We start from the raw sequence: 16,151 nt of genomic DNA on the forward strand, positions 1-16,151 counted from the left end.
AAATATCCGGTATGAAAAAGCTGATAATGATAATTGGATTGACCATGCCCGTAGCATTGACAGTAAAGACGCATGCGCAAAGCACGCAGCCACCAACTGCGGCAGCAGCAGCCCAAAAGGTACAGCGGCAAAATCATTGGACCCTGGTGTACGAAGGCGCCATTGCCAAAAATGAACCGGGAAAGGTGAACATACACCCAGTACGATATAAACTGAATGGTATTGACATTGCCGCCAATGTGTACACACCCGCCAACTATGACGCGGCCAAGAAGTACCCGGCCATTGTGCTGGCGCATCCCAACGGTGGCGTTAAAGAGCAGACCACAGGGCTGTATGCCCAGCGCCTCGCAGAAGCAGGTTATATCACCATCGTTGCCGATGCCGCCTACCAGGGTGCCAGCGGCGGTGAGCCCCGCCATACCGATAAACCCGCCAACCGGATTGAGGACATTCACGGCATGGCCGACTTTATCAGCCGGTATGCAGGCGTAGATGGCAGCCGTTTGGGTGTATTGGGAATTTGTGGCGGTGGCGGCTATACCCTGAAGGCTGCCCAGGCCGACAAGCGCTTCAAAGCCGTTGCCACGCTCAGCATGTTCAACTCGGGCGAGGTAAGGCGCAATGGTTTTCAAAACGCACAAATAGCCACCGTGCAGGAGCGGTTGCAACAGGCTTCGGCCGCCCGTGCGCAGGAAGCTGCCGGCGGACCAATTGCTTATGTAGGTGTGGCCAGCGTTACCGATGAAGAAATCGCCAAAACCACCACCGACCTGTACCGCGAAGGATTTCAGTACTATTACCGCACACACGCACATCCTAACTCTACTTTTTTATACACCCGCAGCAGTTTGCTCGACCTGATGACCTGGGATGCCACCACCAATATGGAGCTGATTGATCAGCCCCTGCTGATGATGGCCGGGAGCAAGGCGGACACCAAATACATGACCGACCAGGCTTTTGCCAAAGCTACCCATGCAAAAAGCAAAGAGCTGTTCCTGCTCGATGGTGCTACGCATATTCAAACCTATTGGCAGCCTCAGTATGTAAAAGGAGCAGTAACCAAGCTGGCCGATTTTTTCGGTAAGCATCTATAACGCACCGGGTATAGGTAGCAGTAAGAAATTCATTCTTTATTTAAACGAATCGGACATGCAGCAAAGAATATTGGGCAACAGCGGCCTTGAGGTATCCGCACTGGGGCTGGGTTGTATGGGTTTGAGTTTTGGCTATGGCCCCGCAACAGGCAAAGCCGAAGCCATCAAGCTGATTCAATCGGCTGTAGAGCGGGGTATTACCTTTTTTGACACTGCTGAAGCCTATGGCCCCGGTACCAACGAAGAAGTGGTAGGGGAGGCACTGGCTCCTTTCCGTAAGCAGGTGGTAATTGCCACCAAGTTTGGGTTTAAAAACGGAATGCCCACCCAGGGCCTCGACAGCCGCCCCGAAAATATCAGGGCTGTAGCAGAAGCCAGCTTAAAGCGGTTGAAAACCGATGTGATTGACCTTTTTTTACCAGCACCGGGTTGACCCAGCCGTGCCCATCGAAGAGGTGGCAGGCGCTGTAAAAGAGCTGATTGCCGAAGGCAAGGTGAAACATTTTGGCCTTTCCGAAGCTGGTGCAGACAGCATCCGCCGTGCACATGCCGTGCAGCCGGTGGCGGCCCTGCAAAGCGAATACTCGTTGTGGTGGCGCGAGCCCGAAGCCGAAATACTGCCTGTGCTTGAAGAACTGGTTATTGGCTTTGTGCCTTTCAGCCCGCTGGGTAAAGGATTTCTTACCGGCGCCATCGATGCCGGTACCCAATTCGATACTTCCGATTTCCGGAACACCGTTCCCCGCTTTTCGGAAGAAGCCCGCAAGGCCAATATGGCCCTTGTGCAGGTACTGCAAGGCATTGCAACGGCACTCCATGCCACGCCCGCCCAGGTAGCCCTTGCCTAGCTGCTGGCGCAAAAGCCCTGGATAGTGCCCATACCGGGTACCACCAAGCTGCACCGCCTGGAAGAAAACACCGCTGCAGCGAGTCTTACACTCGATGCCGCCAATCTGAATCAAATAAATAAGGCAGTGGCAGCCATCGAAATACAGGGTGCCCGCTACAGTGCGCAGGCGCAGCAAATGATCAACCGGTAAATAACCCCATCTTAAACCATTATCATGACCTATTCTAAAAGCGTGTCCACATTTTTTAAAACTGCAATACTGTGTTCCGGCCTGCTGGCACTTGGTACCGTTTCGGCTAATGCACAGCAAAGTGGTGCTCCTGTAAGTAAGGAACAACAAGAACTGCTTGACCTATCTAAACAAAAATGGCAATGGATGGCGGATAAGAAAGCCGATACGCTTGCCGGGCTTTTTCACGACAAATCCATGTTCGTGCACATGGGTGGCAGTTGGGGAAAGGCCCAAGAAGTAAATGTGATCAAGAGTGGTGGTATCCACTATAAAAAAGCCGAAGTGTACTCTGCTTCGGTCAACATCATTGGTAATACAGCCATCCTGTTGAATGATATCGACCTCGTTGCGGTTGTAGGCGGCAATGAAGTGGTTAATCCCTTTATGGTAACGGAAGTGTATGTAAAAGAAGGCGGCCAATGGAAAATGGGTTCGCTTACTTTCTCCCGGCTGATGCGGGCAGTGAAGTTGAAAACCGGTACGGGCAACCAATAATGTCAAGCACCCACAAAAAAGTAAGAACATGAATAAAAGAATCATTAGCCTATTCCTGCTGCTGGTAGTTGCGCAGGCCTTGTTTGCACAAAAGGCAGCCGATACCCTTCAAATCATCAACCTGTCGAAAGCCAAATGGCAGTGGATGGCCGACAAGGATGTGGACAAGCTGGCCAACCTTTTTCACGACGAATCGAAGTTTGTGCACATGAGCGGCACCTGGAAAAAAGACGAGGAGCTGGACATCATCAAAACAGGAAGGATCTGGTACCGCAAAGCCGATGTACACGATCTGGCCGTGGAGCTGGTGGGAGACAATGCCATTGTATGGAACCGCATTACCCTTACGGCCGTAGTACGCGGCGCCGATGCAGTAACGGAGTTTACTGTAACCGAGGTATACAAACAGCAAAAGAAGGATTGGAAGCTGCTGGCCCTTACGTTCAGCGGCGTGCAGGATACCCACAAAATTGTGCATTGAAAATTACCTGTTGCTGAAACTTAGAAGCAATGTCTTTTACACCAACCCCGAAGGCCTATGAAATGCTCGTTTTGCCTTTTGCTGATTTTTGTTTTGACCGGCCTGTCGGGATGTACGCATGCACAAAAAACGGCCAACAAAGAGGTGTTGGTCGTTTACCTGTCGCGAACCGGCAATACGAAAGTGGTGGCGGAAATGATACACCGGCAGGTGGGTGGAGCCATCGTAGCATTGGAACTGCGGCAGCCCTATCCCGAAAACTACCGCGCCATAGTAGAACAGGTAGCGGAGGAAAACAGGAGCGGTTACTTACCACCACTGAAAACAACAATCGATAGCATGGAACGCTATGCTGTTGTATTTGTTGGCTTTCCTACCTGGGGCATGCAACTTCCGCCTCCCATCAAGAGCTTTTTGAAACAGTATGACTTCGCAGGTAAAACCATCGTGCCGTTTAATACCAATGCAGGATATGGCATCGGCAGCAGTTTTCAAACCCTGAAGGAACTCTGTCCCAACAGTACCGTGTTGGAAGGTTTTACCATGAAAGGCGGTGTGGAAAGAGATGGGATTCGATTAGCCATCAAAGGCGAAGTGGCGCAGCAAGCGGAAAGGAAAATAAAGGAATGGTTGCGCAAAATAAAGGTTATAAAGAATTGATTATCGCTAAGCATTAGACATTGAATTGAAACATCACAAAGAAGCCATATGAAGATTTTAAAAAAGGAATACTCAATAGCGTTATTGGTCCTGGTGTTTTTCCTTGGCATTCATCAGGCCATATCAGCCCAGGCCACACCAACATCCAAACCACTAGCGGGTGTTTTTCCTACCGGCAATAAAATCACCAACAACAATTTTACCGGAACGGCCTACCTGCAATCCCTCATTGAAGCAGATAGCCTGAACGCCATATCTGTTGGCAACGTCACTTTTACACCCGGTGCCAGGAGTAAATGGCACCTACACCCCGCAGGGCAGATACTGCTGGTGACCGATGGCGTGGGTTATTACCAGGAGCGGGGCCAGCCTAAGAAAATACTCCGTAAAGGTGATGTGGTGAAATGCCCGCCCAATACCCCGCACTGGCATGGCGCCAGTGCTACCGAAGGCTTTGTACAGGTAGCCATCACCAGCAGGGAGAAGGGCGAAACTGTTTGGATGGAGGCGGTGACGGATGCGGAGTATCACCAGTAAAAAGGCAGGTTGTTGATAGCAACTAAATGCTGCCGTTTGCATCCTGTTTGGTATTACCAACTGCCAATAGCCAACAGCCAACATCCCAATCCCCAAAAAATTATCACCCCAAATCAAGCATAAATGGACAACGAAAACAAACAAACCAATAGCCTTAGCCGCCGCTATTTTATCTCCCAGGCTGCTTTGGCAGGCGCCGGTTTATTAGCCGGGTCTTCGGCACTGGCAGGTTTTACTACCCACCAAAACACTGCAGGCCTCCCTGTAGCAAATGGTAAACGCATGCTGGGCACCCTGGAAGTTTCCGCGCTGGGCTTGGGTTGCATGAGCATGGCAGGTACCTACAATCCGCCGCAACCCAAAAAAGAAATGGTGGCCCTCATTCATGCCGCCATTGACCAGGGCCTTACTTTTTTTGACACGGCGGAAGTATATGGCCCGCACTACAGCGAAGAAATTGTAGGCGAGGCGCTGCAGCCCTATAGAAATAAAGTGGTGCTGGCCACCAAGTTTGGCTTTGACACCACCAGTGGTGCAAGAGGTGGCCGCAACAGCCGTCCCGAGCACATCAGGCTGGCATTGGAAGGTTCACTGAGGCGGTTGAAAACAGATACCATCGACCTGTACTACCTGCACCGCGTAGACCCGAAAGTGCCTGTTGAAGAAGTAGCCGGCACTGTTAAAGACCTGATTAAAGAAGGTAAAGTAAGACACTTCGGCCTTTCGGAAGCAGCCCCCGATACCATCCGCCGGGCACATGCGGTTCAAAAGGTATCTGCCCTGCAAAGCGAATACTCTTTGATAGAGCGGGTGATGGAAAAAGGCATATTGGCTACCTGCCAGGAATTGGGTATTGGCTTTGTGCCATGGGGGCCGCTCAACAGGGGCTTGCTCACGGGCAGGTTTGATGAAAACACCCGGTTTGAACCTTCCAACCGTAATTCGCAACTGCCCTACATGACTCCCGAGGCACTCAAAGTTAATATGCAGTTGGTGCGCCTGGTGCAGCAATGGGCGAAACAAAAAGGCGTTACGCCCGGTCAGTTTTCGCTGGCATGGCTGCAGGCCCAAAAGCCCTGGATTGTGCCTATACCGGGTACCACCAACATGGCTCATTTAAAGGAGAACCTGGGGGCGAACAATGTAGTATTCACCGCCGCCTAATTAAAGGATTTCCGTACCGCCATAGAGCAAATCCAACTGCAGGGTGTGCGTACCCCCGATACCCTGCTTAAGGACCAGTAGGGCCAATTGGAATGCAGGCGGGGTTAGGTAACCACTATCGTATTTAAATAGGTGTTCCTAAAAATGAGGTGGTTACTAAACCTTACCCAACAGATGTAAAGCCATAATTGAAAAACAAACTTGATTAGCACTTGTAAGACCGATGAAAACAGAAGGTAAAAAAATAGTCATTGCATTTATTTTATCGATGCTGCTCCCTGCGTTTCTGTCAACCAATGTTTGGGCACAAACACGCACGGCTGCGCAGGCAATCGCCAATGGCAGGCAGTTGTATGCCGTCAATTGTGCCAACTGTCATGGCCCCAGGGCGCAGGGGGCGGTTAAGGCAGGAGCGGAACTCTCCATCATCACCGAACGGGGCGGAAAGCAGCCACCCGACCTTACCGATGGTGTTTGGGACCATGGGGCAACAGATGCCGCAATCCTCAATACCATCAAAAAAGGTATTCCGGAAGCAATGATGCCACCTTACGGGGGCAGCCTTTCCGATAATCAAATCAGGAATGTGGTGGCTTATATCCGTTCGCTTGCCTCGCCCCAGGCAGGAGCTACAGCCGGGGCCGACCAGCCTTTGCCACAAAGGCCGGGGCCAGTGGCGGGAGCACGCAAACTGGAGCTGGCCGATTACCTGGAACTGCCCATCACGGGTGATATGTCTTCCGACCGCGTTACCGGTGTGCTGGCAAGAGGCAGCATCCTGCGTGAGGAACCGGGCAGCCGCCGGTTTTTTGTCAACGACCTGAATGGCCTGTTGTACATCATCGACAAGCAATCAAAGAAAACAACGCCTTACCTGAACTTCAACGGCTCGGGCGGCAAGGCAGGGTTATTTCCCAAGTTTACACCGGTAATGGGCTATGCCACCGGTTTGATGAATTTTGTTTTCGACCCCGGGTACGCCCGCAATGGTGTATTCTATACCCTCCACATGGAACTGCCCACAACAAGCGGCGACAGCGCTATGCCTAAGGCAGGCGTGATACCCGGGTTGGACCTTGCGGGGTACAGCACCTCGCCCGCACTGGTTAAACCATACCCGGCTCCCAACCTGCAAATGGCCCGCGAGTTGGTGATTGTGGAGTGGACCGACCAGCAACCCGTCAACGCTACATTTGAAGGAACGGCAAGGGAAGTGTTCCGTTTGCAGGTGCCGGGCATTTTCCATCCCCTCAACGAAATGACCTTTAACCCCGTGGCCCGTCCCGGCGACCCCGACTACCGGGTTATGTACCTGGGCATTGGCGATGCGGGAACCGGCGAGCGCCCCGGTCCTATGCGGATGCATGCCCAACGGTTAGATACCTACCAGGGTAAAATCCTGCGCATCATACCCATGCTGAGCGAGCATAAAGCCACCAGCACGGTAAGCGAAAACGGCCGCTACCGCATACCCAACGATAATCCCTTTGTTTCGGTTGCGGGTGCCCGTAAGGAGATATGGGCTTATGGCTTGCGCAATCCGCACCGCCTCACCTGGTATGTGGACCCCGCAAAGCCCCGCAACCCTGTTTTGCTTGCGTTCAACATTGGTTTGGTGAGTTGGGAAACGGTGATGATTATCAAAAAGGGCGCAAACTATGGCTATCCCTTCCGCGAGGGCATGCAAAGCATGTCGCAAAACAATGGCATGGGGCCGCTGCCTGCCGTAGACACCCTGGCAGTAAGAGTTTCCGACACCCTAACCAACGGTACGGTAAAACCCACTTATGCTGTTGCTGCTTACCCCCATGCACCCACGGGCGGCGATGCCATTGCCAATGGCTTCGTGTACCGGGGCAAACGCATTCCGGCCTTGAAGGGTACCTTGGTTTTTGGCGATATCACTACCGGCAGAATCTGGTATGCTTATATGAAAGACATTCTTGCTGCCGATGATGGCAATCCACAAACCATGGCGCCCCTGCACGAGCTAAATGCCGGCATCCGCACACTATCGGAACAGGCCTATCAAAGACGCGGTGGCAAAGGACCGGTACTTCCTGGCAGGGGAGCGGTGGCAGGTGCCGGCCGTATCGACCTCCGGCTGGCGGAGGATAGCAACGGCGAACTGTATGTGCTGACAAAAGGAGATGGAATGATTCGCACCATGGTAAGCGTTAAATAACTACGGTCTGGTGCGCTTACCTTAGGTTTGGTATGATAGCCAGGGCAAATAAAAAATCTGTTTTATGTACACTAATCATATTGTTTTTAGGAAATCGAGGGTCTTGCCTTTGATTGGGTTTGCTTCCCTTTTTCTTGCTTCCTGTGCATCGCTAAAAGGAGGTTCAGGCAATGGCCCGCTCGTCATTCAGGAGCAGGGCAGTTTTGCCGCCGGTGGTAGCATGGTTACCGCTCCTGGTACTTTTGATACCTACAAGCCCACACCGGCAGGACAAACTTACCGGGGCGACCATGCCTATGTATTTTACCAGGTGCCGGTAAAAGCCCGCAAATATCCCCTGGTGATGTGGCATGGCATTGGTCAGTTTTCAAAAACCTGGGAAACAACGCCTGATGGCCGCGAAGGATACCAGAACATTTTTCTCCGCAGGCGTTTTGGCGTTTACCTGGTGGACCAACCGCGCAGGGGCAATGCAGGCCGCAGCATGGTGGGTGGCAGCATCGAACCTACACCCGATGAGCAGCAGTGGTTCAATACCTTCAGGGTAGGCATGTGGCCGGCCTATTTTGAAGGCGTTCAGTTTGCCCGCGACACGGCAACACTGAACCAGTATTTCCGGCAGATGGTGCCCAATGTTGGTCCCATCGATATCAATGTAAACGCAGAAGCGGTATCCGCGCTGCTTCAAAAAATAGGTCCGGCTATTCTGGTAACGCATTCCCATTCTGGCGGTATGGGATGGCTTACGGCCACGAAGAACCCGCAGGTAAAAGCCATCGTTTCGTATGAGCCCGGAAGCGGCTTCCTGTTCCCGGAAGGCGAGGTGCCCGCACCCATCGCTATGACCGGCGGTTCACTGGCTGCTATAGGTATTCCCATGTCCCAGTTTATGGCACTTACCAGAATACCTATCATCATTTACTATGGCGATAACATACCGGCAAAGCAGTCGGACAACCCCGGTACCGATGGGTGGCGGGCACGCCTGCAAATGGCAAGGCTGTGGCGTGATGTGGTAAACCGCCATGGCGGCGATGTAACGGTGGTTCACCTGCCTGAAGCAGGAGTAAAGGGCAACACCCATTTTCCTTTTTCCGATTTGAATAATGTACAAGTTGCCGACCTGATGTCGCAATGGTTGAAAGAAAAGAAACTTGATTAATACAGCAAACAATACGCTCATGCCGAAATACAAAATCTATATGCTGGGTATGGTGCTGCTCTGCAGCCTTTCCCCAAACCTTAAAGCACAAACAATGGCACCCAGCAACGCAACTGCTTTACAGAAAGACAATAAACTAAATGCAAAGGAGCAGGCCATCGTACTGATTGCCGCCTTTACTGCCAAAGGCAATATGCCCAAATTGCAGCAAGCGTTGGAAACAGGGCTTAACCTGGGTTTGACGATAAATGAAATAAAAGAGGTGCTGGTACAGTTGTATGCCTATGCGGGTTTTCCGCGCAGCCTCAATGCGCTCAACAACTTTATGGTTGTTGTAAAAGATAGGAAGGCAAAGGGCATTAAAGATATGGAAGGCCGGGAAGCAACATCTTTGCCCACTGAAAGAAGCTTCCTCCAGTTTGGTACCGATAACCAAACCAAGTTGGTAGGACGACCAGTTACTGGTGAACTCTACGAGTTTGCACCCGCCATCGACCAGTTCCTGAAAACACACCTTTTCGGCGATATTTTTGGCCGGGATAATATGGACTGGAAAACTAGGGAAATTGCCACCATTTCTGCACTTGCTGCTATGGGTGGATTAGAGGCCCAACTGCAAAGCCATTTTGGCGTAGGTAGGTACAACGGCATCAGCGAAGCAGCACTGCAACAATTAGTATCCATCATCCGCACTAATGTGGGCGATCAGGAAGGGCTCGATGCAGCACAAGTACTGCAAAAGACCTTGGCACCCGCCAGACGGCATGGTAACAAATAGTCAGATTACATACTGGAGCGCAACACTAGGAAAAATCAATGGAGTAGGAAAAACAGCTTTTAACCCTAGGCTGTTTTTCTTACTTAACTATCTCTAGTGGGTTCAATGAATGTTTATCTAAGCGCATGGAAATATGTAGGTGTGGCTCTCTACTCTTGCCTGTATTTCCTGAAATTTTATTGGTTGGCCTTCATTTATCAATTGATCAATTTTCACCAAGGCGTATTGTAAATGAGCATATGATGTTGTGATTCCCTGTCCATGATCCAACACAACATACACCCCAGACCGCTCATCAAACCCCACTTTTTCTACCCGTCCTGCCGCTACTGCCATCACCGGTTCATGATAAGCCTCCAGATCCACGCCATCGTGAACGTGCGGCAATTTGGAAATGGGTTGGTACCGCTTTCCATAACTTGAAGTAACCCTGATTCGTCTTAAAGGAGGATGGAACAGCGGTTTACGGGTAGGGTACCGAACACTTTGATTGTTTTCTTTTTACTCTTTATTATATACTGTTGTATCTGCTGGGGGCATGCGCATGGAGTCTTGTTCAGGTTTTTCTACACCCCGTTGAACAGCCCTCGATACTTTTCTTCCAATAACCCCCACAGTTGAAAGCTGTGCCCTACCCTGCATCCCAACCAACAAAAGGGTATAGTAAGTATGCTTAATCGACTTAGAAGTAAACATAAATTCACCTTTTTACTAGAGGTTACCTCCAAAATATCTTAACATAATGTTGATGGCAGCGAGGTAGATAAATGCCTGGAAGTTTTCTTGCTTTCACTCCCATCTGACTATACATCTTCTGAAGTTTTGTAACCATGCAAAGAACCGCTCAACAGTCCAGCACTTTCTGTAAGCTCTTAGCTTTCGTCCATCCTGGGTCTTTTTTCGTTTTCTGTTTCGCTTGTGCGGTGCGATGAGCTCAATGCCTTTTCTTTTCAACTCCTTATCCAGTGGATCACTGTCATAAGCCCGGTCGCCCACCAACTTCCCGATGCGTGCCCTGCTGAATCGCTCCCTGATGGTTTGTTTTACCAGCTTTGTTTCAAAGGGCTTGGCCGAAAACACCGGAAGGGCAAGCGGCCGGCTGCCTTTAGTGGTGATAGCCATTACCTTGGAACCTTTGCCCTGCTTTGTCTTCCCTACACTCGAACCCCTCTTTTTGCCGTGGCAAAAGAACCATCGATGTAAGCGGTCGGCTTTCCTTTACTCCTTCCATTATGATAGGCAATTAACCGCGCAAGTATCTTTCTAAACACCCCTGCTTGGATCCCCATTTGGAAGTATCGGTGGCAGGTCTGGTAAGGAGGATAATCATGAGGCAACAAATGCCACGGAGCACCAGAAAACAAAATGTAAATGATGCCGTTTAACACTTCCTTGGGATCGCGTCGGGGTCTGCCCTTTCCGTCTTTTCGCCGCTTTTGCTTTGTCAGTAACTCATTTACAGCTGCCCATTCACCATCACTCAGCCAAACACCACCTTTCATAAAACTCCTTTATAATCCACTTCACAAAGCCCATACCTATTCAAAACCATTTTTGTGATAAGCTCTAACACGATTTATCCTTGCGCCATCCTGTTTAGAAAAATCCTGTGCATTGCTAACTCCTTTAATGATTGAAACTAAAGTCTCAGTGATGAACGTGTCTAACTCCATGATGTTTTGGTTTAACTTAAAAGATAGCGTCAGTACGGGTAAAAGTAGCATCCGCTCCTACAATTAACTTAGGAACTGATACAAGTGTCTGTGCAGGAGAAAACGTAGTGTTTGATGCAGGAAGTGGTTTCAGCAGCTTCATCTGGAATACTGGTGAAACAACGCAGCAAATAAAAGGGAGCAAAGCAGGCAGGTACATTGTCCATGCACAAACAGAAGTGGGCTGCCGGTCGGCTGACACCGTAGAAATAGTAAGGGTATTCGCCAAACCTGACATACAGTTAAACAAAGATGCGAAGCTCTGTTTTGGATCAGAAAGAAAACTGGATGCAGGAAGTTTCAAACAATACTTATGTAGCTCCCATCAAACAGGTAGCACCATCACCATAAAAGACACCGGCACCTATTGGGTAAAGGTTTAGGACAACAACGGTTGCACGGCAAGCGATACTATTTCCATAAACATGCTCCTACCGCTACCCGCCCGCTTTTTGCCATTGAACACCAGCATCTGCGCGTTTGACAAAATCACCATAGGCCTTGCACGGAATTATAGCAGCTATTTATGGAATACCAATGAAGTGAAAAAAGAAATCACCATTGAAGAGCCGGGACTGTATACACTCCTGGTGAAAGATGCCAACGAATGCACCGGTAAAGATTCCATCCTGGTCAAATTGAAACAGTGCATGGAAGGTGTTTATGTGCCCACTGCATTTTCGCCCAAAGGTGATGGCAAAAATGACCAATTCCGGCCTTTGGTTTTTGGCGACATCCAACAGTATCATTTTACAGTTTTCAAACGCTGGGGAAAAAAGATCTTTGAAACCAAAGACGCCAACAAGGGGTGGAATGGCAATTTTAAGGGAGCAGGCGATGGAAGCCAGGTATACACATGGACCTGCCTGGTACAACTCCGGGGTAAGGCAAAATTATTGCACAAAGGAACCGTAACACTTGTTAGATGAGGTAATAAAGTGTGTATAACAGGACCGCTATAGACTAAAATTTAAACTTTATAGCAAGGACTGCACTGTTGGACTTTTGAAACCACAGAATCAAAAAGCCTCGGTGCAAACCCGTTTGCTTAAAAGTTTAAAAAGCAGAGTTGGTACTACTCATTACAATTTTGGAGCAACTGCCCTTTATAACATCCAGGTAAAATATTGCCATTCACGCCACCTGATAGGCAAGTTTGAGCCTTTGTTAACTTCAGCTCTTTCCAGGTATACATAGGTTTACGGCAATAAGAAAAGCTGTTCCAAATGCATTGCTTTTAGAAAAAGAAGCGATTGAAAAGGTTAAGCTATACGTGCAGCTAATTGCTGAAGGTCAGTTAAAACAAACGAAGCAAGTTTTACAGTTTTGGAAAACAAAATTTCAATTAAACAATGACTACCACGGTAAGCAACAAAAAGCCCGTTACCAGAGGCAACGGGCTTACAAGTATTTGCAATTGAACACTGCTATTTCAGAGCCTTATGGTTTTGGCCTTGCAGATACATAGATCGATAAGGCGTTACCTGAAAGGATTGAATAGCAGATGAATCTTTTACATCAATGCTATAGCTTTCATAGTCGTTGTCAGGAAAAAAGATTTGCGTCATAACGGTAAGGCCATCATCAGCAAACAATTCTACAGATGCTTTATCAACAATAAGAGTCAGCTTTATATTGGGAGTGGCAGAAAACCGGGGTGCCCGGTGTATGGCAGCGAAACCAGGTTCAAAACTTATTTTCCCGGAAGCACGCCGATCCATATAAAAGCTATTGGTGGCTGCATCATACCCCAATACCACTTTTTGGCCTACCTTATTTTTAAGGGTTATTGAAAAAGCATCTAAGCTTTGAGTTGTCAAATTCATGCGTACGGGGCCATTCAATACACCTTGTTGTTGCCCTTGCATAGTTTGAATTGCCAGCACCTGCAGTTCCGCTACCGGAAGGGAAGCAATGCGGTATTTGCCACCTACCTGCTCCAATCGCAACTCCCGGGGCACCGTTGTAGCACTACGCCATGTTTTGGTAGGCACCAGGTTGGCATATTGCCAGTTACTCATCCATCCAAGAAAGATCTTGCGCTTTCCCGTATTGGACCAGGTAATACCCGCATACTCATCGGGGCCATAATCCAGCCATTGTGTTTCATTGCTGTAAGGTGTAAAGTGCTGTCCGTCAAATTTGCCCACAAAATACTGGGTAGCCGAACCGCCATTTGGCCCGCCGGGATTGAGGTTAACAATCAAAACCCAATGCTGTTGCCCACCATGTTCCAGCATAAACAGGTCAGGACACTCCCAAACGCCGCCATGCGCACCAACTTCTTTTCCAAACTCACTTTCCTTTGTCCAGTTCTTCAAATCTGGAGAAGAATAAAACGCAACCCGGTCTTGAACAGCGAGGGTCATGATCCATTTTTTTGTAGCTTCATTCCAACCCACTTTGGGATCCCGGAAATCGCGGATACCGGCATTAGCCAGTACAGGATTTCCAGCGTACTTGGTCCATGTTTTCCCATCGTCGTTGCTAAAGGCAATTGCCTGGCTCTGAAAGTCGTTGCGCCCTTTACGCTCCCCTGTGGTATCGTGGTACGTAAATATTGCAACCAACGGAGCTTTGCCATTTTTGCCCAACCCTGATGTATTTCGGGTATCCACTACTGCACTCCCAGAGAAAATATATCCCAGGCTGTCGGGATATAACGCAATTGGCTTGTGTTGCCACTCCACCAGGTTGGTGCTGGTAGCATGCCCCCAATGCATGGGTCCCCAAACCGTGCTGTCTGGATAGTGCTGGTAAAACAAGTGGTAAGTACCATTGCTATATACCATGCCATTGGGGTCGTTCATCCAACCACTGGGTGGTGTAAAATGAATTTGCGGTCGGTGCTGCTCTGAAGCCACCTTGCTGTTTTCGGCTGACTGCTTAGCCGTTGTGCATGCCACCAGTATAGCAATAAGGGTAAGTGGAATAAAATTTTTGAACATCATGTTTTTTTTAAAATTAGTTCAACCCTGCATGGCTTGAAGGCAGGCAGAGCATTTGGGAAAACGGTACCAATACAAAGGGCAGGCATATTCGCCTGCCCTTTGTTTCTATTGAATCAAACCAAAAATTAGTAACCTGGATTCTGCTTGTACAGGCCTTTGGTAAATGTGATTTCCGATTGGGGTATGGGCAGGTATTCATCACGGCCGGCAGTAAACTTGGCGGTAGCCAGGAAGGGACGACGCACCTTTTCAACCAACAGGTAATTATTCAGCACCTGTTCGGCAATACCCCATCGTACCAGGTCAAAAAAGCGTTCACCCTCGGTGGCAAACTCAAGGCGCCGCTCCCACTGCAAGGCGTTGCGTGCAAAGTCTTTTGTCCATCCCGTGGTGGTATAGCCCTGTACATTATACCGGGAAGCAAAACTGCCATCTGCTTTTTTAAGTTTTCCGGTACTTGCAGCCGCCCTCGCCCTTATTTGATTGATCAGCGGCAATGCACGGTCCTGTTGATCGAGTTCGATGAAAGCTTCGGCTTGCATCAGCAACACATCATCATAGCGCAGTACATCATAGTTTTTGGCCGAGCCCATGAAGGGGCCAAGCTTAAAATAAGACACACTGGTTGCCAGTTGCTGGTTGCGCATGGTATGAAAATTACCATATACACCCGGATCGCGTACCCAACTGTTGCTGAATGGGCGTGTGTTATCATATTTGAAAGGATGGCCATCAATACCCACCGTGTGGTCTAGGCGGGGGTCAACGGTTTGAGCATTCAAATCGGCAATGCCATTGTTGAAAGTATCGAAATTGGGCAATCCATTAGCATTGGTGGTGTGTGCATTCACCAAGTTTTGGCTTGCAGCATGAAAACCGCAACAACCATACTGGGGTGCTCCGTGGGGATAGTTCAATCCATCTTCAAAATTGAGGCGGCCGGAAGTGGTTCCATCGTTGATAGAAAACTGGATGGCAAAAACCGACTCAGGACCATTCTCGCCCTCAGGCAAGAAGTTGTTGGCAATATCATTGTTCAAAGAATACTTGCCTGAAGCAATAACAGCCTGCGTTAGGGTTAATACTTCCTGGAGTCTTGTTTTATTGATGCTGGTTACACGGTGCTTGTCATCCTGCTGGTAGGCTTGAAACAAACGCAGCTTAGCAAGGTAAGCTTGTGCTGCATATTTGTTTACCCGGCCTTTTTCACTTTGCATTTCAGGCAGGTTGTCCACAGCAAATTGCAGGTCGGCTGCAATCTTATTCCAGCTTTCCTCATTCGTCAGGTCATTGGATGTTTTCAGGATATCCGCCTCTGTAGCAGCTTCATCAAAAATGGGAATGTTCTTGTAAAGCAACTTCAAGGTGAAATAGCTGTGTGCACGTAAAAACCGCAGCTCAGCCAGCCTGGATTTTTTATTGGGAAAACTAGTTTCCGGAAGTGAATTGACAGCCCGCAGCGCCACGTTGGCCCTGGAGATGGATTTGAACAGGTTTTTCCAGGTGCGGCCCACAAATGCATCCATAGAGGGGGCTACCAGGTTGTAATGTTCCATGGCATCAATTTCGCCCACATCGCCGGTACCACCACCGCCTTTATATGCATCGTCGGAGCGTACGCTACCATAAGCCCATTTGCTGTAAATGGGACCAATCATATCACCATTGCCGATGGCCGAATAGGCAGCTGTTACTAGGCCTTCAACAGCAGTAGAAGAAGTAAGGTCGGCCGACGACAATACGCCGGTGGGTTCATAATCCAGTGCTTTTTTGCAGGCGCCCAAAGTGAGTACTCCTATTAGCAGCAAGCCAATAGCTTTTATATTTTTCATTTGTTTGTTTTT

Annotated in this window: 19 protein-coding genes; 14 read left to right on the forward strand and 5 right to left on the reverse strand. The window is 49.2% G+C overall.

Features of this window, described 5'->3' with window-relative positions; genetic code table 11:
* Nucleotides 1-11 precede the first annotated feature (11 nt).
* The 12 genes from BUE76_RS00690 to BUE76_RS00735 all read left to right on the forward strand — a co-directional run bounded on the left by BUE76_RS00690 (nt 12) and on the right by BUE76_RS00735 (nt 9,644).
* Nucleotides 12-1,100 carry an alpha/beta hydrolase gene (locus tag BUE76_RS00690; protein ID WP_073039179.1) on the forward strand — a complete coding sequence of 363 codons (1,089 nt, stop codon included), beginning with the start codon at nt 12-14 and terminating at the stop codon, nt 1,098-1,100.
* Between the two features lie 55 nt (nt 1,101-1,155).
* Nucleotides 1,156-1,533 (forward strand): aldo/keto reductase, encoded by a 378-nt coding sequence (locus BUE76_RS25020; RefSeq protein ID WP_254049515.1) that lies wholly within the window; start codon nt 1,156-1,158, stop codon nt 1,531-1,533.
* The gene (locus BUE76_RS25025; RefSeq protein WP_254049516.1) at nt 1,505-1,948 is read left to right on the forward strand and encodes an aldo/keto reductase; all 444 of its coding nucleotides are present in this window, start codon (nt 1,505-1,507) and stop codon (nt 1,946-1,948) included. The genes BUE76_RS25020 and BUE76_RS25025 overlap by 29 nt, the downstream gene beginning before the upstream one ends.
* 24 nt (nt 1,949-1,972) lie before the next feature.
* A complete protein-coding gene (locus BUE76_RS25030) occupies nt 1,973-2,140 on the forward strand; it encodes a hypothetical protein (RefSeq protein WP_245798249.1) in 168 nt (55 codons plus the stop codon).
* Between the two features lie 24 nt (nt 2,141-2,164).
* Nucleotides 2,165-2,677, forward strand: a complete 513-nt coding sequence (locus BUE76_RS00700) for a nuclear transport factor 2 family protein (RefSeq protein ID WP_073039181.1) — start codon at nt 2,165-2,167, stop codon at nt 2,675-2,677.
* Nucleotides 2,678-2,705: 28 nt separating this feature from the next.
* Nucleotides 2,706-3,158, forward strand: coding sequence for a nuclear transport factor 2 family protein (locus tag BUE76_RS00705; protein ID WP_073039183.1), 453 nt, complete (start codon nt 2,706-2,708; stop codon nt 3,156-3,158).
* A 57-nt stretch (nt 3,159-3,215) separates the two neighbouring features.
* Entirely contained in the window at nt 3,216-3,818 is a 603-nt protein-coding gene (locus tag BUE76_RS00710; protein WP_073039185.1) for a flavodoxin, read from the forward strand.
* 48 nt (nt 3,819-3,866) lie between these two features.
* On the forward strand, nt 3,867-4,355 hold the full coding sequence (locus tag BUE76_RS00715; protein ID WP_073039188.1) for a cupin domain-containing protein: 489 nt from the start codon (nt 3,867-3,869) through the stop codon (nt 4,353-4,355).
* A 123-nt stretch (nt 4,356-4,478) separates the two neighbouring features.
* Nucleotides 4,479-5,519: an aldo/keto reductase gene (locus tag BUE76_RS00720; protein ID WP_143157158.1), complete on the forward strand. Its 1,041-nt coding sequence runs from the start codon at nt 4,479-4,481 to the stop codon at nt 5,517-5,519.
* Nucleotides 5,520-5,742: 223 nt separating this feature from the next.
* Nucleotides 5,743-7,704 carry a PQQ-dependent sugar dehydrogenase gene (locus BUE76_RS00725; RefSeq protein ID WP_073039190.1) on the forward strand — a complete coding sequence of 654 codons (1,962 nt, stop codon included), beginning with the start codon at nt 5,743-5,745 and terminating at the stop codon, nt 7,702-7,704.
* A 103-nt stretch (nt 7,705-7,807) separates the two neighbouring features.
* A complete protein-coding gene (locus BUE76_RS00730; protein WP_216820600.1) occupies nt 7,808-8,866 on the forward strand; it encodes an alpha/beta hydrolase in 1,059 nt (352 codons plus the stop codon).
* Nucleotides 8,867-8,885: 19 nt separating this feature from the next.
* Entirely contained in the window at nt 8,886-9,644 is a 759-nt protein-coding gene (locus BUE76_RS00735; RefSeq protein ID WP_073039193.1) for a carboxymuconolactone decarboxylase family protein, read from the forward strand.
* Nucleotides 9,645-9,761: 117 nt separating this feature from the next.
* On the opposite strand, the gene BUE76_RS25390 is transcribed toward BUE76_RS00735, so the two are convergent.
* The 3 genes from BUE76_RS25390 to BUE76_RS23890 form a co-directional block, all read right to left on the reverse strand.
* Nucleotides 9,762-10,010 carry a M23 family metallopeptidase gene (locus BUE76_RS25390; RefSeq protein WP_394333548.1) on the reverse strand — a complete coding sequence of 83 codons (249 nt, stop codon included), beginning with the start codon at nt 10,008-10,010 and terminating at the stop codon, nt 9,762-9,764.
* A 423-nt stretch (nt 10,011-10,433) separates the two neighbouring features.
* Entirely contained in the window at nt 10,434-10,766 is a 333-nt protein-coding gene (locus tag BUE76_RS25395) for a transposase (protein ID WP_083596290.1), read from the reverse strand.
* A gap of 32 nt (nt 10,767-10,798) precedes the next feature.
* Nucleotides 10,799-11,146 carry a transposase gene (locus BUE76_RS23890; protein ID WP_083596291.1) on the reverse strand — a complete coding sequence of 116 codons (348 nt, stop codon included), beginning with the start codon at nt 11,144-11,146 and terminating at the stop codon, nt 10,799-10,801.
* Between the two features lie 635 nt (nt 11,147-11,781).
* Between BUE76_RS23890 and BUE76_RS00760 the strand changes: the two genes are divergently transcribed.
* Together BUE76_RS00760 and BUE76_RS00765 are read left to right on the forward strand one after the other, a co-directional pair.
* Nucleotides 11,782-12,285 (forward strand): T9SS type B sorting domain-containing protein, encoded by a 504-nt coding sequence (locus tag BUE76_RS00760; RefSeq protein WP_083596292.1) that lies wholly within the window; start codon nt 11,782-11,784, stop codon nt 12,283-12,285.
* A gap of 302 nt (nt 12,286-12,587) precedes the next feature.
* Nucleotides 12,588-12,824, forward strand: a complete 237-nt coding sequence (locus BUE76_RS00765; protein ID WP_073039204.1) for a hypothetical protein — start codon at nt 12,588-12,590, stop codon at nt 12,822-12,824.
* Here the strand turns inward: BUE76_RS00765 and BUE76_RS00770 are convergent.
* Nucleotides 12,784-14,307: a glycoside hydrolase family 32 protein gene (locus BUE76_RS00770; RefSeq protein WP_245798250.1), complete on the reverse strand. Its 1,524-nt coding sequence runs from the start codon at nt 14,305-14,307 to the stop codon at nt 12,784-12,786. The genes BUE76_RS00765 and BUE76_RS00770 overlap by 41 nt on opposite strands.
* A gap of 125 nt (nt 14,308-14,432) precedes the next feature.
* Nucleotides 14,433-16,139, reverse strand: a complete 1,707-nt coding sequence (locus BUE76_RS00775) for a RagB/SusD family nutrient uptake outer membrane protein (RefSeq protein WP_073039459.1) — start codon at nt 16,137-16,139, stop codon at nt 14,433-14,435.
* Nucleotides 16,140-16,151: the final 12 nt, after the last annotated feature.

The sequence above is a fragment of the Cnuella takakiae genome, from assembly GCF_001953305.1.
Classification (GTDB): Bacteria; Bacteroidota; Bacteroidia; order Chitinophagales; family Chitinophagaceae; genus Flavisolibacter; species Flavisolibacter takakiae.